Origin of the sequence: Thauera butanivorans, from assembly GCF_048398245.1 — a bacterium.
GTDB lineage: Bacteria > Pseudomonadota > Gammaproteobacteria > Burkholderiales > Rhodocyclaceae > Thauera > Thauera butanivorans.
On the sequence record NZ_CP183038.1, the window covers coordinates 4,268,227 to 4,286,482 of the forward strand.

Sequence of the window (18,256 nt, forward strand, 5' to 3'; positions counted from 1 at the left end):
TGCGTTGGCGGGCGCCGCCAACCGGCGGCGGCGTGCTGCACTGCATCCTGCTCGACTGCTCGGCGTCGATGCTGCAGGGCCGGCGGCTGTCGCTGGCCAAGGGCCTGCTGCTGCGCTGGACCGCCGGCTTCTACCGCCGCCGCGAAGAGCTCGCGGTGATCGGCTTCTCCGGCCAGCAGGCGCGCGTGCTGCAGCCGCCGCGCAAGGCCGTCGCCTTCAACGAAGCCTGGATCGCCGCCATTCCCGGCGGTGGCGCCACGCCGGCACGCTCGGCGGTGGCGCTTGCCGACGCCTTGCTGCGCAAGCGGCGGCGAGCCGCGCCCGAACAGCACGTCGCGCTATGGCTGCTGACCGACGCCCGCTTCGACGACATCCCCCCGCGCCCGCGCGATGCGGACATCTGCACCGTGATCGATTTCGACGATGCGGCGGTTGCGCTCGGCCGCGCCGCGCGCATCGGCTCAGCCTGGGGCGCGGAAGTGGTTCGCGCCGCCGATCTTGCCTGAAGCCGATGGAGCCCCCGCCCCTCACCTGTAACCCGCAGCGCCCACCCCCATCCTTTCCAAGGAGAAAACCATGCACATCGAACCCGGAATCGTCGAAGGCGCCAAGATGCTCCTGAGCTACGGCACCGCCGCCGCGGCGCTCGCCTGCACCGCAAAGACCTCGCTCGACACCATCAGGCGCGACGGCGCCGCCTCGCTGCTGCTGCGCGCCGCACTGGGCAGCCTGCTGGTGTTCTGCTTCTTCGAAGTCTTCCCCCACCACCCGGTCGGCGTCTCGGAAGTCCACCTGATCCTCGGCACCACGCTGCTGCTGATCTTCGGCCTCGCCCCGGCGGCGATCGGGCTGGCCGGCGGCCTGCTGGCGCAGGGCATGCTGTTCGCGCCCTTCGACCTGCCGCAATACGGCATCAACCTCACCACGCTGCTGGTGCCGCTGTTCGCCACCGCCGTATTGGCCAGGAAGATCATCCCCGCCGACACGCCATATGTGGACATCCGCTACAGCCAGGCGCTGAAGCTCTCGCTCGCCTACCAGGGCGGCATCGTCGCCTGGGTCGCCTTCTGGGCCTTCTACGGCCAGGGCATCGGTGCCGACAACCTGTCGCAGGTCGTCTCCTTCGGTGCCGCCTACATGACCGTGGTCATCGTCGAACCGCTGATCGACCTCGCGGTACTGGCCGCGGCGAAATTCCTCAACGGTCTGCGCAATACGATGTTCGTGGAGAAGCGCCTGTATACCGGGGCGCAGGGATAAACGAACAGCAAAACGGCGGGCGCACCAAACGCCCGCCGTTTCAGGGTGGCCAGCCCGCAGGATGTTCGCACTGCGGCAGCGAATGGCATCAGCCGCCGGACGCCCACGGCGCCCCTTTCAACTCCACGACATTTCCCTCCGGATCAGCCACATAGATCGACGGCCCGTCGCCTTCCGCTCCATAGCGGGATTCGACAGCGCCGGGCTCGACCCCCTTGCTCTCCAAGTGGCGGATGATCTCCTCTGCATCGAAGGGATCGATGCGAAGGCAGAAATGATCCAGATTCCTGCCCGCCTTCCCCGGCGCAGCCCCGCCCATGCTTCCCAGGCGGCCATCCACCGGAATCAGGTCTATCAGCGAAGCACCCGCCCTGAGCTGATACAGGCCAAGCTCTTCCTGAACCCTTTCCAACGAGCAGCCGATCACATCGACATAGAAATCGAGCATCGGCCGAACATCGGCCACCCTCAGCACGAGGTGGTCTATATGCTTTATTTTCAGCATCTCAATTCCTCTCTTTCAGGTCGATACGCTATCGAATCACCACAAGTCATGGGCGAGTGTGTGTAGCAGGAGAAGAAAATGTGCCCCTCATCAACGACTGCCGCGGCTTGCCGAAAACCGGATAGACGCCCTCGACATCTCGACAAAGTTGCACAGCCGGTATCCCTGCGGCTGCCAGGCGGCGCCCGCTTCGCTGCAATCCCGCCGCTCAGTCTGCCCGCAGCAGGACGGTGGCATGGCGCTGGCCGGTGCCGGGATCGAGGATGACGACGTCGATCCGCGAACCATCGCTGGAAACGACAAAGCTCGAATGCAGCAGATAGCCGTTCAAGGTATGCGTACCCTCGCCGCGATTGCCGTTCAGCAGCGCACGGCCGGCAACGTAGCCGTCCTCCCCCATGCCCTGGAAGACGAGTTGCTGGCCCTGCTGGACGATTTCGATCTGGCCGCCCCCGGTGTCGTGCCACAGTCCAGTAAGGGGCCGCATCGTTCCGGCGGGCGCCGGCAGCGCCGCGGCAGGCGTGGGCGCGGCTGCGTAATCGATCTGCGGCATGTCCCGCATCGTCGGCGAGTCGACGGCCGATGGCTCCGGCATCCAGACCTCGTCCTGCTGATCGGCGAGGTATCCGCCGACCAGCAGGACACCGAGCCCCGCAGCGATCCACCAGCGCTTCGAGTAACTGCCGCCAGGCTCGGGCGGCGGCGGTGGCACCGGCCGTGGTTCGGGTATCGCGAGAATGCGCCGCAGGGTGGCGACCAGTTGGCCGACATCGTATTCCCAGCGCTTGTCGGACAGTTCGACCGCGTTGCGCCGCGCCAGCTCGGCGAGGTCGCCGGGCAGCGCTTCCGCCGAGGGCATCCCGGCGCCCTCGACCAGCACCGGAATCACCCGCACGCCGGGACGCTTCAAGGCGGTGGCGATCTCGATCCGGGTGTAGTCGGCCGGGTCGTCGAGCCGGCGGCCGCCGGTTTCGCCGACGACGGAAAGCCATTGCGGACCGATCACCGCCAGCAGAACCGCACAGGCTTGCAGCGCATGCTCGATGGCATCGACGAAATCGGCTCCCGGCTCGATCGTCTCGACATCACGAAAGATCGGCACCTGCTCCAGATGGTCGCGAAGGTGGTCACTGAGCCGACCAGCGGCGCTCTGGCTGTCCTGACGCCTGTAGCTGACGAAGATCCCTTGCATCACACTCTCCCGGCAAGCCGCAGCTCGCTACCTGAACATAGCCTGTCCACAGCACCTGTGCGAGCGAGACAGCCTACGCCAACTCGCGAATCTTCACACGGGACCCGAACCGGGGTTTCTTCGCCGCTCAGGCCAGTTGCACGATCTGATTGAGCAGTGCCAGCACTTCGGCAAAGCGGGCATCGTCGATCCGCTTCATCGGGTGGGGCGCACCGCCGCGCAGGCGCCAGTCGAAGGATTTGGGCTGGTGGCAGAGCACGTAGCTGGTTTGCCCGACCTTTCGGCCGCTGGCCGCGCCCACCGCCACTGCGAAGGGGTTGTCGGCATCGTAGGCCGCGGTGGTCATGGGTAGGCCGATGACCAGGGAGGTACGCGCATTGAACACTTTGGGCGACAGCACGAGGAAAGGATGCACGTCACGCATTTCATGGCCGCGCTGCGGATTGCAGTCGATCCAGATGACGTCCTGGCGATCGGGCGCTCAGGGTCGAAGCGGGCCAGGCGCTGTTCCAGCGTCAGGGCCGCATCGCGCAGCGGCGTGATGATGATCCGCTCACCTTCCACGCTGATGCGCACCTGCTGATCGACGTGCAGGTGCGCGGCGCGGGCCACGGCCGCGGGCAGGCGCACGCCGAGGTTGTTGCCCCAGTATTTGATGTCGAGGACGGTGTCGGCCATGCCGGTCTCCAGCAAATGTTTAAACAAAATATAAACATGCCTGGCCGTATCAACAACCGCGCTGTCGACGTCGACGCTCCATCAGGCCAGGTACCAGCTTTGAGTCACCCCCCACGCCGATACACGCAATACGCTTCATCCACCGTCCCCTGATCCAGATGCTGTTCGACGATGCGGTCGATGGCGGCCTCGTCCAGCTTGCCGTACCAGGTTCCATCGGGATGGACGATCATCAGCGGGCCGTGGTTGCAGGGGTATTGGCAACTGGTCTGCAGCATCATCACGGTTTTCTGCAGCTTGCCGCTGGCGCGCAGGCGGTCGCCCAGGTGTTGCCAGAGCGTGGCCGCGCCGAGGGCGGCGCAGCGCGGCCCGAGGCAGAACAGCACGTGGCGCTGGTGCGGCGGGATGTTGGACCAGGCGATGGGGTCGCGCTGCCAGTCCTCGCCCGCCGTGTCCGCGACGTCGGGCAGTCGGCCGGCGGCACAGGTCTGGCGTGCCAGCAAGGTCGATAGTTCCGGCAGGCTGCCCAGCGCGGGGGCGAAGGCGATTTCCGGCAGCGGCCGATCTGACGACTGGCGCGCGCGCCAGCGCAGGGCGACTTTCTGCAACCAGCGCAGCAGGGATTTGTCGCCGGGGATGAATACCGGCTGCACGACGATCCGGCGCGCGCCGGCGCAGGCGTCCAGCGCTTCGGGCAGCGACGGGCTTTCGCGGTCGACGAAGGCGCCTTCCACCTGCGCGCCCGGCAGAGCCGTGCGCACGCCTTCGACCATGGATTGCATTTCTTCCCTGGCGGCGGGGCCGAGGCCGCCGCGCCCCAGCAGGATGATCGCGGTATCGGCGGGCAGGGTTTGCGGGGATTCAGACGGGATCATCGGGCATGAATTCGATATGGGGCCTGCCGGTTCGCGGGTGCAGGCGGATGGCGGCGCGGACGCCGTAAACGCTGGCGATAGTTTCTTCGGTCAGCACCTCGGCGGGAGTGCCGCTCGCGGCGAGGCGGCCGTTCTCCAGCAGGTAGAGCCGGTCGCAGTAGTGCGCGGCGATGTGCAGCTCGTGCAAGGCGGCGATGGCGGTGACGCCCAGGCTGCGGATCAGGTTCATGATCTCGAACTGGTAGCGCACATCCAGGTGGTTGGTCGGCTCATCCAGCACCAGCAGACCGGCCTGCTGGGCGAGCGCGCGGGCCATCAGCACGCGCTGCTTCTCGCCGCCGGACAGGGTGGCGAAGCTGCGCTCGGCCATTGGCAGCACGCCGGTGCGCTGCATCGCGGACTGCACGATGCCGGCATCGTGCCGGTCGTCGCGGGCGAAGGGCGATTTGTGCGGCGTGCGCCCCATCGACACCATTTCGCACACGCTGAAGCCGCCGAAGCCGCCGCCGGCGTCGACACCGCCGCCCTGCTCCTGCGCCAGCACCGCCATCAGGCGGGCGTTCTCGCGCGCGGAGATTTCCCACACGTCACGGCCATCGACCGCCACTGCGCCCGCCGTCGGCCGCAGGATGCGGTAGATCATTCGCAGCACGGTGGATTTGCCGCTGCCGTTGGGGCCGATCAGGCCGACCAGTTCGCCTTCGCCGACATGCAGCGACACGTCCTCGACGATCGTCCGCGCCGTGCCGGAATGGGGTGGACGCCAGCGCAGATCGCGGGCCTGCAGCTTCATCGCCCCACTCCGGGCGACATGCCGCGCCGATACAGCATCCAGACGAAGAAAGGCCCGCCGATCAGCGAGGTGATGATGCCCACCGGCAGTTCGGTGGGTGCGAAGGCGATGCGCGCGCCCGCATCCACCCACACCAGGAAGATGGCGCCGACCAGCGCCGCCACCGGCAGCACGCGGCGGTGCTCGGTGCCCACCAGCATGCGGGTGACGTGCGGCACCATCAGGCCGATGAAGCCGATGGCGCCGCTGACGGCCACCATCACGCCGGTCAGCAGCGACACCAGCACGAACAGGCCGCGCCGCATCCGCGTCGTATCCACGCCCAGGGTGCTGGCGGTTTCGTCGCCGGCGAGCAGGGCATTCAACCCGCGCGCCTGCAGCAGCAGCCAGGCGATGCCCGCGACCAGCACCAGCGCCGGCAGGCCGAGTTCGTCCCAGCGGGTGCCCGCCAGGCTGCCCAGCGTCCACGACAGTACCGCATTGGCCAGCTCCCGCTGCCCGGCGGTCAGCGTGACGAGGCTGGTGACGCCGCTGAGGCAGTAGCCGATCGCCACGCCGCCCAGGATCAGCCGCGGCGCCAGCAGCCTGCCGCTGCTGTGCGCCAGCCAATACACCGCGACGCAGGCCAGCAGCGCGCCCGCGAACGCGCCCAGCGGCAAGGCGTAGACACCGGCAAAGCCCAGCACACCATAGGCCAGCACCAGCACCGCGCCGACCGAGGCGCCGGACGACACGCCGAGCAGATAGGGGTCGGCCAGCGGGTTGCGCACCATCGCCTGCATGGTCACGCCGACCACCGCCAGCCCGGCGCCCACCAGCGCCGCCAGCAGCACGCGCGGCATGCGTATCAGCCACACGATCTGGTGCTGGGCGTGCGTCCATTCGCCTGCCGCGGAGGGCAATCCCAGGCGCAGCACGAGCTCGTGGCCGGCGATGCGCCAGACGCTGCCCGGCGCAATATCCACCGGCCCCAGCGTGATGCCGAAGGTGATCGACAGCAGCAGCAGGCCCGCCAGCGCCGCCAGCAGCACCGGCATGCGGCGGCGGACCGATGCGGGCACAGGCGCCCGGCTGCCCGGCGCTGCGGACCTGCCTGCGCGAACCTCCGCTCCACTTGCCTGCATCACTGCACGCGCCCGGGGTGGAAAGCCTGCGCCAGCGTGCGCACACGTGCCACGTTGCCCGGTCCGGGCGTGGCTTCGGCATAGGTCAGCACCACGAAGCTTCCGCGCCGGATCGCTTCCACTTCGGACAGTTCGGGCTTGGAACGCAGGAAGTCGATCTTGCCCTGCGGGCCGGGGTGGTCGTAGTCGATGATGACGATCCACTCGGGGTTGCGCTCGACGACGTCTTCCCAGTTGCCGCGCGGCCAGTTGCTCGGGATGTCGTCGAAGATGTTGCGCCCGCCGGCCGCTTCGATCATCGCGTTCGGGATGCCGAAGCGGCCCGAGGTGGTGAAGTTGTCGGTGCCGCCGTCATAGACGAACACCTTCGGGCGCGATTCGATGCCTTTCAGGGCATCGGTGACGGCCTGCAGCTCGGCGCGCTGCTGCTCGACCAGCGCCTGGGCATGCGGTTCGATGCGGAAGATCCGCCCCAGGTTGAGCATGTCGTTGAAAGTATCTTCCAGCGATACCCGGGTGCGCGCCACCTTGCGCACGCAGGACTCGGTCAGGATGTAGGACTGGATGCCGAACTCGCGCAAGGCCGCGGGCGTCACTTCGCCTTCGCGGAAGCCGTAGCTCCAGCCGGCGAAGACGAAATCGGCACCGGCGCCGACGATTGCTTCGATGTTCATGCCCTGGCGGGACAGCTCGGGCACGCCGGCCAGTTGCTCGCGGTATTGCGGCGCGATGTTCTTGTTGCCGCGGATGCCGCTGTAGCCGACCAGCCTGTCGCCCAGGCCGAGGTACAGGAACATCTCGGTGATGTTGACGTCGTGCGTGACCGCCCGCTGCGGCACGGTGTCGTAGCGCACCGTTTCGCCGCAGACGTCGATGCTGACCGGCTGCACCCGGCTTTCGGCCGCCAGCGGCGCCGACATGGCCGGCGGTATATCCGGGGCGCAGGCGGCCAGCACACCCGCGCCGGCCGCCAACAGGAAACGCTCGATCCACATTGCTGTTCCCTCAACGGCCAGCAGCATCAGAACTTCATTTCGGCGATCAATTCCACCCGGCGGTCGTCGCCCATGATGAAATTGCCGCCATAGGAAGCCGCCGCATAGACCTTGTCGGTCAGGTTGCGGCCCAGCAGCCGCAGCGTGGTGTTCTGGTCGTATTGCCAACTGACGGCGGCGTCGAACACGGTGTAGGACGGCAGCGTCAGCGAGTTGGCGTTGTTGGCGTAACGCTTGCCGACATGGCGCGCACCCAGCGAAGCCTGCCAGTCGCCGATCTGGTAATGGCCCCACAGGTTGGCGATGTGCCTGGCCACGTTGCTCGGCCGGTTGCCGGCACGGTCGGCACCGCCGGCTTCGACCAGTTCGTCGAACTCGGCATCGACCAGCGCGTAGTTGCCTTCGAGCGTCAAGGCGCGGGTCGGCCGCAGCACCGCGCTCAGCTCGATACCCTTGGAATGCTGGCTGCCGCCCTGCACCGAGATCGCCGGCTGCACCGGGTCGCGGGTGATGATGTCGTCCTTCTCGATGCGATAGATCGCCGCCGTCCATTCGCCCAGGCCCTGGCCGAACTGCTGCTTCAGGCCCACTTCGACCTGCTTCGCCGAAGCGAGCTTGAACGCGCTGTTGGCCAGGCTCAGCGACAGCATGTTGTCGATCGGGTCGTAGCCCTTGCTGACCTGGCCATAGACACTGAGATCCTCGCTGACGAAGTGCGTCAGCCCCAGCCGCCACGAGGTGCCGGACAGCTTCTTGCCGAAGGACACGCCGGTCAGCCGGTCGCGGCGGTCGTAGTCGCTCAGGTCGCGGCGCGCGCCGAACAACAGCTGCCACTTGCCGCTGAAGCGCCAGGCATCCTCGAAGTAGAAAGCGTGCTGGGTGGTATCGGTATCGGTCTTGGGCTGGGTGATACCCGGATTCACCCACACGCCATGGATCGGATCGCGCGCCGAGACGGTGGACGAGCCGCCGTAGGGCGCGTTGTTGGAAAGCCTCAGGTCGGCCTGCGAGTATTCCCAGCCCATCACCGCCTTGTGCTCGCCGGCGGTGATGGTCGCCTCCAGGCGATTACCCGTTTGCTCCAGGTCGTGGAAAATTTCCAGATAGTCGGAGCGCGACACCGTGTCCGTCGCCGGGTCGTATCGATAGCCCTCGACGTTCCTCCAGTGCCGGTCGGAGGCGAAGTGATAGACCTCGTTGCGGATGCTCAGCCACTCGTTGGCCGTCCATTCGGCCCGCGCGCGCAGGCGGGTGTCCTTGTAGCGGACCACGCCGTCGCTGACGTTGTAGTTCTCGTGGCGCAGATGCTTCAGCACCTTGCCGTTGTAGACCGGCGTGCCCCAGTAGTCGCCCGGCCTCTGTTCGCTGATGTCGGCCAGCAGTTCGAAACGCAGGTCGCCCGACGGCTGCAGGCGCAGCGTGCTCATGAGCTTGCCGCCCTGCGAACGCGCATGGTCTCGCTTGGCGTCCGACTGATGGCCATAGACGTCGACGCGGTAGCTGGCGATTTCGCCGATGGGGCCGGCGGCGCCCACGCCCAGGCGGTAGGTGTCGTACTGGCCCACGCCCAGCAGCAGTTCTGTGGAGCGCTCGCGGCTGGGCTGCTTGCGCACCGCGTTGATGACGGCACCCGCCGTGCCGGCGCCGGAGACGATCGAAGCCGGGCCGCGCAGCACTTCGATGCGCTCATAGCCCCAACTGGTGTTGGGATAGTTGATCGTGCCGGCGGCGGTGCCGATGCGCGTGCCGTCCTCGGCGACGCCGACCGAGTTCACGCCCGCGAAACCGCGCGCGGAGAAGGACAGGCCGCCGTTGCCGCCGGTGCCCTGCGACGTCAGGCCGGTCGTGCGGGTGACGGCTTCCGCCATGCCGAAGTCGCCGCGCCGGCGCATCGTGTCGGCATCCATCTGCTCCAGGCTGGCGGGCAGCTCCTGTGCGGACAAGCCGGTGCGGCTGCCGGTCGCGGACGGCTGGCTCAGGCCCAGGCCGCCTTCGGGCGCGGCCGTCACCTCCACGGGTGACAAGGTGGTTTGCGCCATAACGGGCGCCGACAGCCACGGGTTGCAGAACATCGCCAGCAGGGCGAACGGAACGGGCCGAAGCTGCGCTGCGGTACGGCAGGAGACACGAGATTTGGTGAGTTTCATGGTCAGATCGAAGTTCTGACCGTCTGGACATGCGCGGCGGCACTTCACGGCATCCCTGCGCGCAGCGCCCGGAAATGCCTTGAGCCACCACCTGCTTCCCCGCAGACGGTCTGTTGCCGAATGCCGCACATCCAACGCGGGATGCACGGCGCCAACAGGCCGGTCTCCGGGCTCGCACAGCGTATCCGGGCGCGCAGCGCCGGATACCGGACTCACCGCCTTCCCGATGCGTTCGCGCGCTTCCGTGCCGGAAGCCACGTGGCGCATCAGTGGCTGGCCCCGGCGTCGATCGCTCGACGGCCGGAGCCGGGGTGAATCCCGATGTGCTTACCGTTGCGGGGGCAGCCAAGGCCTTGCACGGCCGGAACGATGATCGCTCCGGCCGTACGCACCTTGTTCCCGTTTAACCGGGCGGCTTCATCGGGGGAGCCGCCCGGCACCTGTAGTTCTTTCCGCAGCGCGATCTGGCACGAACCTGCGCGAAGTCGCGTTGCAGGCAAGCAGTATATAGCAGCGGCGAGCAGTCGATCACGACCGTGGCACGCCTGCCGAATGTGAATTCCGCCCGCCATGTCCTGCGCAATCCGCAATGTCGGCTCGAACACCCGTGCGCCAGAGAATCCACGATGCTAGAGTGGTCAACGGCCCTGGTGCCCACAAACAATACCGATAATCCACTGGAGGAAGACACAATGACCTTGCCGACTCGTGTACAGGCGCACAAGCTGTCCCCGAACGCCTCGCTTTGCATTCCCGGTTTCAACCTGATCGGCGCGGACTCGCCCGCCGTCGAGGCGATGACCGATTTCACCCGCGTCAACGCAGTCACCATCACCACCGACGATCCGGTCAGCGAAGCCAACACCCGCATGATTTCGCGCGGCGTGCGCCTGCTGATGGTGCTCGACGGACGGGAGCGGGTCGCCGGCCTCATCACCGCGCGCGACATCCTCGGCGAAAAGCCGCTGCAGATCGCCCGCTCGCGTTCCTGCAGGCATGACGAACTGACGGTCGGCGACCTGATGACGCCGATCGCCACCATCGACACGCTGTATCTCGGGGAAATCCTGACCGCCCGCGTCGCCGACGTGCTGGAGGCACTGAAGAAGCTCGGCCGCCAGCACATCCTGATCGAGGATACCGACCCCGCGACCGGCCAGCCGCGCGTACGCGGCCTGTTCTCTGCCACCCATATCGGCCGCCTGCTCGGCGTGCCGGTGCTCGGCTTCGACCTGCCGCGCACCTTCGCCGAAATCGAGGCGGCGCTGGCGGGCTGAATCCTGGCGAACTGAATTCGCGGCCTGCGGCGGCGGCGGACGAAGCCCTCCGCCCGCCGCAGTTCATCCAGATGATGCCTTACTCGTCCGTCTCAGGCACATAGATGAAGGAGCCGTCCTTCATCCGATAGGCCACACCGGCACGCGAGCCTTCGCCGGTGCCGATCTCGCCGCTGGCCTGGTAGTGCTCGATGATCTCGCCTTTCTTGACGATCATCTCCATATTGGGCTGGCCGGGGTTCTTGATGACGGTGACGTCTTCCTGGACGAAGGGATTCATCGGGTTGCTGGCGACGGCGAGCAGCAGCGCGGCGATGATGACCAGGAACACGTCGATCAGGTTGACCACCGACAGGATGGGATCGTCGGCCTCGATGTCGTCCATCAGGCGCAGGCCGGCACGGCGAGGGCCGCCGGCACCGCGCGCCCTGGCCGGCGGCAGCGCCGCCGCGGGAGCGTTCGGGCGGATGCTCACAGCACGCCCTCCGCAGCCAGCGGTGCCACGGGGTCGTCGTACTCCTGCGCCTCGGGCAGGTTTTCGTGCTCGATCTCGGCCAGTTCGGTCGCCAGCCAGCGCCGCCGCACGCTGGCGATGCCATAGGTGATCGCCGAGGCGATCAGGGCCAGGATCACCGCCGAGAAGGCGACCATCAGGTTGCGGCTGACTTCCTGCAACTGGCCATCGGCCAGCGCCATCAGCGCCGGCCCCATCGGGATCATCGTGGCGACGAGACCGAGCATCGGACCGACCCGGCTGGCGATGCGCAGCATTTCGAGGCGCTTGACCGCGATCGCTTCGAGCGCGGTCAGGTGCAGGCCCGGGCGCTCGCTCAGCGCCGCGCGCAGTTCGAAGGCGCGCAGTTCGCCCCGCTGCCGCTGCCTGGCCTGCACGACGAAGCAGCCGAGCGCGTAGAAGGCGTAGAAGAACAAGGCGGCAACCAGCAGCAGCACCGGCAGCAGGAACAACTGGGACAGGCCGTACATGGCCGATTCGACGATTTGCGACATGCTTCTTTTTCTCCGGGGAAAGTGGAAATACGCGGACGACGAAAACGGAACGCGTCATCGCCTGCCCGATTGGATGTTCGAACAGCAGCGCCTCGGCCTCCCGGTCGAAGTGCCGTCCGAGGAGAGCTGGGGCTGCGCCCTACCATTTGCCTTCCAGCGCCAGCAGCCAGGTGCGTTCGCCACCGTCGCGCCCGTCCAGGCGCCAGCTTTCCGCGCCATGGCGCGCATGGCGGTGCTGGCGCTCGTCGGCGCCGAGCACGTTGTCCACCGACAGGCGCAGATCGACGCCGCGGGCGATCTGGCGGGTGACATGGGCGTCCAGCCGGGAGCCGCTGCGGATGCGGGCGATGCGCTCGTCGCCCAGGCGGGTGCGCGCCGGGCCGCTGTGCTTGAGCTGGAAGCCGAAGCGGGTGGCCGCGCCCGCCGGCGCGTGCTCGTAGCTCAGGCTGAAGAGATGGCGCGGGGTGTCGTTGGCGATGCGGCGGATGCCCAGGCGCGCGTCATCCACCCTTGCGTGCGGCAGGGTCAGCGTGGCGCGCAGGCTGCCGCCGTCCAGCGCCCTGGCAAGCAGCGCAGCGTCGAGCCTGGCGCTCAGTTCCACGCCCCAGTGGCGGGCGTCGCCGGCGTTGTACGGGCGCTCCACCCAGCGTCCGGCCTCCAGCGCGCTGCGGCGCTCGATGAAGTCGCGCGTACGGCGCGCATACAGGTTCATGCCGAGCACACTCTTCTCGCCAGCGAGATAGCGTTCGACACCGAACTCCACGCGCAGCACGCGCTCGGCCGAGAGATCGGGATTGCCGCCGACGTCGGCTTCCAGCGGGGTGTTGTACTCGGTACTGCGCGTGACCAGCGGCGTGATCTCGTCCAGCTTGGGCACGCGCAGGCCGGTGCCGGCCGAGGCGCGCAGCACCCAGGCCTCGGCCGCCTGCCAGCGCAGTGCGAGCGAGGGCGACGCCGCCCGTTCGCCGTGCCAGCCGCTGCCGGCATGCTGGCGGGCGGCTTCCAGGCGCAGGCCGGCGGTCAGCGTGAGCGCCTCGCTCAGCGTCCATTCGTCCTGCAGCCACAGCGCGGCATTGCGCTCGCGCACCACATGGCGGTGGTTCGCGGCATCCAGCGCCTGCCGGTCATGGCGGGAAAAGGCCGCGCCCTCCAGCGCCAGCGACAGCAGGTGGGTCTCGGCCAGCGCCTGGTCCAGCCGCAGCGAGCCGGTGAATTCGCGTTCGTGGCGGTCGAGGGCTTCGGACCAGGCCGGCGACAGCGGCCCGGTGCGCCGGGTGCGGGTGTCGCGCTCGCCGTCCATCAGCGCCAGCCGGGTGCTGAGCTTGCCGTCCGCACCGACGCGGGTTTCGCCGTCGGCGCGCAGCCGAGCGATGCGAAAGGCGCTGCGTTCGCGGTCGTGGCGGGCGGCCGCCAGGGGCTCGCCGGCCCCGCCGCGCTCGGCCGTCTGCCGGCGCAGGCCATCGTTGCGGTAATAGCTCGGCCACAGGCTCAGGCGGGTGTCGCCGGCTTTCCACGACAGCCGCGGCGACAAGATCAGCTCATCGACACTGTAATGGCCGGACAGCGCTTCGGCGGACCACGCGGCCGGCAGCATGCGCCACTGCCGGCTGTCGACCGGCATGCGGTGGCGGTTCACGGTGACCGGCAGCAGCCAGCTGAAGCCGCCCTCCCCGCCGCCGAGGCTGGCGGTGAGCTGGGCGTTGGGCTCGTCGCCGCGCTGGCCGCCGACCACGCGCAGCGAGGCGCTGCGCTGGCTCACCGGCGCCTTCATGACCAGGTTGACGACGATTTCCGCCGTGGCGCCGAATTCGGCCGAGCTGCCGCGCAGCAGTTCGATGCGCTCCAGTTCGCCGGCCGGCAGGCGGCCGACCAGGGTCAGCGCATGGCGGCCGCTGGCGGTGGGGCGTTCGCCATTGACCAGGATCAGCACCGCGTCGCGCGCCACCCCACGGGCGCCGGCAGCGGCAGAGTCCGCGCCGTGGCCGGCGCGCTCCAGGCCGGGCAATTTGCGCAACACCTCGGCCACCGACAGGCCGCCCAGGCTGCGGATTTCGTCCGTGTCGATGACCAGCTTCACGCCGGGGGCGAGGCGCTGTTCGGTCAGGGCGTCGAAAGTGGCGCTGACGCCGACTTCGGGCAGCAGCGTGGCGTCGGGCTCCACCGCCCAGCCGGCCAGGGCCAGCGTGCAGGCAGCCGCACCGGCGGCGGTCCTGCATGCGATGGCAGCGGCTGGCCTCATGGCGCCAACGGCCGGACACGCCACTGGCGCAGCATGCCGCCCAGGAAGGCGAGCAGGGTCAGCGCGGCGAGCAGCAGTTCGAACCAGGGCGCGGGCGCGGCGCCCTGCTCGGCCTGGACCTGCTCCAGCACCTGGCCGGTGACCTGCTCGGGCGCGGCGGCACCGGCAGCCTCGCCCTGCGCCGGCTCGCCGGCGGACTCGAGGCCGAAGCCCACGGCCAGCGTCTGCACGTAGTCGCCGACCATGCTGCTGGCAGGCTGGTAGTCGAGGCGCTCGATGGCGTCCTGGTACACCTCCACCAGCTTGCGCAGGGTCTGCTCGTCGGTCTGCCAGTACTCCTTGCGCGCCGCTTCCAGCATGCGCTCGGCGATCTGCGCCTTGGCGGTCGGGTTGTGCTGCTCGAACCACTCGTCCATCTTCATGTCGAGCGAGTCGTCGATATAGACGTCGAAGAAGCCCTGCCACTGGTCGTCGCGGACGATCTCGGGCGCCACCGCGGTCCAGCCCCAGAAGTTGTTGACGGTGTCGACCACATTCATCGTGCCGGCATGGCCTTCCTGCTGCATGGCGCCGATCCACTGCGGATGGAAATAGCGCGAGCGCAGTTCGCCGGCGAGGAAGCGCGCGGCGGATTCCACCTTGCTGCTGTCGGCGTCGCGCAGGTTGCTGATGTACAGCTCGGGGCTCTTGCCGCCGAGATGGCGCACCGCCAGGCCGATGCCGCCCAGGTACTGGAAGGGGTCGTCGGTGGTGAGCATGCCGTACAGGTTGGACGAGCGCGCCAGCACCGCCGCCTCGACCTCGCGCAGTTGCTCGGCGTAGAGGTTGATCTGCGCCGGCTTGCTGCCCCAGCGCGACTCGGTGGGGCCGAAGGCGTACTGCATGCGCTGCAGGTAGAGCTCGGCGAGCTTGCCTTCGTCCTCCCAGGTGTCGGTGGCCAGCGCGGCGTCTTCCAGCCCGGTGCCGTAGCTGCCGCTTTCGCCGGAGAAGATCCGGGTCAGCGCGTGTTCGCGCGCGTCCTCGGCGGAGAAACCCTGCTCCAGCAGGCGCTTTTCCAGCGCCAGGGTGTTGCTCCGCACCGCATTGTCCGGCTCGTCCAATTCGGCGACGCGTTCCACCGCGCGCGCCAGGTGCAGCATCACGTTGGGGAAATGGTCGCGGTACAGGCCGGTGGCGGACAGCACCACGTCCACCCGCGGACGGCCGAGCTCGGCGCGCGGGATCACTTCGATGTCGCTGATGCGGCCGAAGCGGTCCCATACCGGCTTGACGCCGAGGGCGTGGAAGGCCTGCGCTTCGAGCACGCCGAGGTGGCGCATTGCCTCCACCGACCACAGCGAGAACGCCACCTTGCGCAGCTCGCTGCCGTGCTGGGCGCGGTGCGCGGCGAGCAGCTGGGCGAAGGCTTCGGCGCCGGCGGCATAAGCTTGCTCGGTGGGCAGGCGCGAGGGATCGAAGCCGTACAGGTTGCGCCCGGTGGGCAGGCTCTCCGGGTTGCGCACCGGGTCGCCGCCGTAATGGGTGTCGATGAAGCGCCCATCCAGCGCCGCCAGCAGGCCGACGTGCTCGCCGGCGGCCGACAGCGCATCGAAATGGCCGCGCGCCTCGGTCAGCAGCTCGGCGAGTTCAGGATCTGCGGAGCCGGCCGGTACGGCAGCAGTCTTCCCGGCATCGGTCGCCGCGGCACGGGCCGCCCCGGCGTCAACAGCTACGGCAGGGGCTTCCCCGTCTCCCGCCGCCGCAGGCTGATCGGCCGAAGCAGCAGCACCAGATCCGGCACCAGCCGGCGCAGCGCCGGCCTTTGCCGCCGCTTCCAGCAGATGGCCGGCGAGCAGGCGGTAGGGCGGCGTCTCGGCGAGCTTGCGGAAGTCGTCGACGAACAGTTCCTTGGGGTCGTCCAGGCCGAGCTTGCCGTACAGGCGCTCGCCCAGCATCTGCATCACCGTGCTCAGGCGGTGTTCGGCCTGCGGCGCCTGACCGAAGGTGTGCAGGCCGAGCGGCTGGGCGGTCTGCGCCAGCGCGTGCAGCCAGTCGTGCAATTCGCGCTCGAAGGGCACGAAGTCGGCGCGGGCGCGCTCGGCGGTCCAGCCGATGTCCTCGATCAGGTTCAGCCGCGCGGCTTCGTCGACGATCGCGGCAATGGTGCGCTCCTTCACCGCGCCGTCGTCGAGCAGGCCGTACTCGTGCAGCAGGTCGTGCAGCGGCATCAGCTTTTCGTGCAGGCCGGCGGGGGCGAAGGACGGCGTCTGGTGGCTGATGACGGTCGCCCGCCCGCGGCGCTTGGCCTGGGTGGCCTCGCCGATGTTGTCGACGATGTAGGGGTAGACGATCGGCGTGTCGCCGAGCGTGAGATAGGGGTCGTCGTGGATCGACAGCCCGCGCTCCTTGCCCGGCGTCCATTCCTGGCTGCCGTGGGTGCCGAAGTGGATCAGCGCGTCGGCGTCGAACTGCGCGCGGGCGTACAGATAGGCAGCGAGATAGAAATGGGTCAGCGGCACCCGGGTGTCGTGGTAGATGGCCTTTTCCGCCGGTTCGCCGGCGCGGCCGCGCGGCGGCTGCGGCAGGATGGCGAGATTGCCCAGTTGCAGGCGCGGGATGGCGAAAGCGCGCTCGCCTGCGGCGCCGATCAGCATCGGATCGTCGGCCGGCACGCCCCAGTGCGCTTCGATGCGGCTGCGCACCGACGCCGGCAGGGCCTCGTACCAGGCGAGGTAGTCGGCCAGCGGCAGGCGCGCAGCCAGATTGCGCGCCACCAGCTCGTCGAGGCGGCGCACCGCATCGGCACGATAGAACGGTGCCAGCATGTCGGCGGCGGCATCGACCATGCCCTGCTCGTCCAGCGGCTCGACCGCATAGCCGGCGCCGCGCAGCGTCTCCGTCAGCAGCGCCAGGCTGCGCGGCACGTTCATGAACGAGGCCGACAGGTTCTTCTCGCCTTCCGGATAGTTGTAGAACATCAGCGCGACGCGCTTGTCGGCGTTGGCCTTGGCGCGCAGGCGGATCAGCTTGAACACCTTGTCCACCAGCGCGTCGGCCTGCTCGGGGATCAACACCGCATCGCCGTCCTCGATCGCGGCGACCATCAGCGGGTCGGTGAGCCCCGCAAACTCCGGAATCGCCAGGTAGAAGGGCACGCCGCTGGTCGGCACGCCGACCGGGTCCGCGCGCCAGTCGTCGGCATCTCCGCCGCGCCAGGTCAGGGCCTGCAGCACCGGCACGCCGAGGCGCAGATAGTCCTCGCGCCGGCTGCCCTGGTACATCACCTGCAGGTTGACGATGAGATCCACCACCGGCTTGCCATCCTCGCCGTACAGCAGATCGAGCGCGCCGGCGCCCGCGGTGGTCGGGTGGAAATACACCAGCGGCAGCGCGCCGCGCGCTTCCAGCCGGCGCACCAGTTCGTCCACATGGGCCATGCCGAGGTTGCCGATGTAGGCGCGATGGATGGCGATGCCGACCGCCGGCCCGCGCCCGGCGCGCTCCGCGCCCAGCCAGGCACGGTAGGCCGCCAGGTTGGCGACCACCAGATCCGGGTGGTCCGGATGATAGAAGCCGGCTTCCGGGTAGATCGACGGCGCGGGCACCTCGACACCACGCTCGCCTGCCAGGTGATGGCGCACCCAGGCGAACAGGCCGGCGAAGTTGCGCTGGCCGCCGTTGCGGTAATAGTCGTGCAAGCTCTGGCCGTGGGCGGGGTCGAGGCCGCCGCCGGCCTGCGGCCCGCGTGCCGACGACAGCAGCCAGGGCACCCCCGCCTGTTCGAGCAGCGGCCCCATGCGCTCGAGCAGGCGGCGGCCGTCTTCCTCGCGCGGCGCGTCGATCAGCACGAGATCGGCCTCTCCCAGCGCGGCGCCGATACGGGTGTCGTCATCGCGGTCGATGTTGAGCGCATCCACGTCGACGCCGGCAGCCTTGCCGATCTCGCCCAGCGCGGTGAATTTGCCGGCGAGGACGAAATCGCTGCTCACCACCGCCACCCGCGGTGCGCCGGTGGCGGCACGCAGAGCGAACAGCGCCACGACGGCAATCAACAGCACGGCAACGAACACCAGCAACGCGCGGCGGCGGGGAGTCCCCGTGGGCGGGTTCGGCTGTTCTGCAGGAAATTGGGAGGATTCCGGAGTCATGGGCTGGCAGGAGTCGTAAACAAGGCAAAACCGGCG

16 protein-coding genes and 1 riboswitch are annotated in these 18,256 nt (G+C 68.7%); of the genes, 3 read left to right on the forward strand and 13 right to left on the reverse strand.

Features of this window, described 5'->3' with window-relative positions; all coding sequences use genetic code 11:
• Positions 1-32: 32 nt before the first annotated feature.
• Together ACNQFN_RS20640 and ACNQFN_RS20645 are read left to right on the forward strand one after the other, a co-directional pair.
• A complete protein-coding gene (locus ACNQFN_RS20640) occupies positions 33-506 on the forward strand; it encodes a vWA domain-containing protein (RefSeq protein ID WP_418647422.1) in 474 nt (157 codons plus the stop codon).
• A gap of 70 nt (positions 507-576) precedes the next feature.
• The gene (locus ACNQFN_RS20645) at positions 577-1,260 is read left to right on the forward strand and encodes an energy-coupling factor ABC transporter permease (protein ID WP_418647423.1); all 684 of its coding nucleotides are present in this window, start codon (positions 577-579) and stop codon (positions 1,258-1,260) included.
• 88 nt (positions 1,261-1,348) lie between these two features.
• Here ACNQFN_RS20645 and ACNQFN_RS20650 read toward each other — a convergent pair whose 3' ends face one another.
• The 9 genes from ACNQFN_RS20650 to ACNQFN_RS20690 all read right to left on the reverse strand — a co-directional run bounded on the left by ACNQFN_RS20650 (position 1,349) and on the right by ACNQFN_RS20690 (position 9,569).
• Positions 1,349-1,765 (reverse strand): VOC family protein, encoded by a 417-nt coding sequence (locus ACNQFN_RS20650; protein WP_068635285.1) that lies wholly within the window; start codon positions 1,763-1,765, stop codon positions 1,349-1,351.
• 208 nt (positions 1,766-1,973) lie between these two features.
• A complete protein-coding gene (locus ACNQFN_RS20655) occupies positions 1,974-2,957 on the reverse strand; it encodes a toll/interleukin-1 receptor domain-containing protein (protein WP_418647424.1) in 984 nt (327 codons plus the stop codon).
• A 127-nt stretch (positions 2,958-3,084) separates the two neighbouring features.
• The gene (locus ACNQFN_RS20660; RefSeq protein ID WP_418647425.1) at positions 3,085-3,381 is read right to left on the reverse strand and encodes a type II toxin-antitoxin system PemK/MazF family toxin; all 297 of its coding nucleotides are present in this window, start codon (positions 3,379-3,381) and stop codon (positions 3,085-3,087) included.
• Positions 3,300-3,635, reverse strand: coding sequence for an AbrB/MazE/SpoVT family DNA-binding domain-containing protein (locus tag ACNQFN_RS20665; RefSeq protein WP_157659090.1), 336 nt, complete (start codon positions 3,633-3,635; stop codon positions 3,300-3,302). The genes ACNQFN_RS20660 and ACNQFN_RS20665 overlap by 82 nt, the downstream gene beginning before the upstream one ends.
• A gap of 104 nt (positions 3,636-3,739) precedes the next feature.
• Positions 3,740-4,510: a CbiX/SirB N-terminal domain-containing protein gene (locus tag ACNQFN_RS20670; RefSeq protein ID WP_418647426.1), complete on the reverse strand. Its 771-nt coding sequence runs from the start codon at positions 4,508-4,510 to the stop codon at positions 3,740-3,742.
• On the reverse strand, positions 4,497-5,303 hold the full coding sequence (locus tag ACNQFN_RS20675; RefSeq protein WP_418647427.1) for an ABC transporter ATP-binding protein: 807 nt from the start codon (positions 5,301-5,303) through the stop codon (positions 4,497-4,499). The genes ACNQFN_RS20670 and ACNQFN_RS20675 overlap by 14 nt, the downstream gene beginning before the upstream one ends.
• Complete coding sequence (locus ACNQFN_RS20680) at positions 5,300-6,364, reverse strand: FecCD family ABC transporter permease (RefSeq protein WP_217999559.1); 1,065 nt, start codon at positions 6,362-6,364, stop codon at positions 5,300-5,302. The genes ACNQFN_RS20675 and ACNQFN_RS20680 overlap by 4 nt, the downstream gene beginning before the upstream one ends.
• Before the next feature lie 62 nt (positions 6,365-6,426).
• On the reverse strand, positions 6,427-7,449 hold the full coding sequence (locus ACNQFN_RS20685) for an ABC transporter substrate-binding protein (protein ID WP_418647428.1): 1,023 nt from the start codon (positions 7,447-7,449) through the stop codon (positions 6,427-6,429).
• Positions 7,449-9,569, reverse strand: a complete 2,121-nt coding sequence (locus ACNQFN_RS20690; RefSeq protein ID WP_418647429.1) for a TonB-dependent receptor — start codon at positions 9,567-9,569, stop codon at positions 7,449-7,451. Before ACNQFN_RS20690 ends, ACNQFN_RS20685 begins: the two co-directional genes overlap by 1 nt.
• A 139-nt stretch (positions 9,570-9,708) precedes the next feature.
• Positions 9,709-10,028, reverse strand: a riboswitch (cobalamin riboswitch).
• Positions 10,029-10,261: 233 nt separating this feature from the next.
• Here ACNQFN_RS20690 and ACNQFN_RS20695 point away from each other — a divergent pair.
• A complete protein-coding gene (locus ACNQFN_RS20695; protein WP_068635272.1) occupies positions 10,262-10,846 on the forward strand; it encodes a CBS domain-containing protein in 585 nt (194 codons plus the stop codon).
• Between the two features lie 79 nt (positions 10,847-10,925).
• On the opposite strand, the gene ACNQFN_RS20700 is transcribed toward ACNQFN_RS20695, so the two are convergent.
• The 4 genes from ACNQFN_RS20700 to cobN all read right to left on the reverse strand — a co-directional run bounded on the left by ACNQFN_RS20700 (position 10,926) and on the right by cobN (position 18,142).
• Positions 10,926-11,321 carry a DUF2149 domain-containing protein gene (locus ACNQFN_RS20700; protein WP_245650842.1) on the reverse strand — a complete coding sequence of 132 codons (396 nt, stop codon included), beginning with the start codon at positions 11,319-11,321 and terminating at the stop codon, positions 10,926-10,928.
• Positions 11,318-11,854 carry a MotA/TolQ/ExbB proton channel family protein gene (locus ACNQFN_RS20705; RefSeq protein ID WP_068635271.1) on the reverse strand — a complete coding sequence of 179 codons (537 nt, stop codon included), beginning with the start codon at positions 11,852-11,854 and terminating at the stop codon, positions 11,318-11,320. The genes ACNQFN_RS20700 and ACNQFN_RS20705 overlap by 4 nt, the downstream gene beginning before the upstream one ends.
• Positions 11,855-11,993: 139 nt before the next feature.
• A complete protein-coding gene (locus ACNQFN_RS20710) occupies positions 11,994-14,093 on the reverse strand; it encodes a TonB-dependent receptor plug domain-containing protein (protein ID WP_418647430.1) in 2,100 nt (699 codons plus the stop codon).
• Positions 14,090-18,142: a cobaltochelatase subunit CobN gene (cobN, locus tag ACNQFN_RS20715; protein ID WP_418647431.1), complete on the reverse strand. Its 4,053-nt coding sequence runs from the start codon at positions 18,140-18,142 to the stop codon at positions 14,090-14,092. The genes ACNQFN_RS20710 and cobN overlap by 4 nt, the downstream gene beginning before the upstream one ends.
• Between the last annotated feature and the right edge of the window lie 114 nt (positions 18,143-18,256).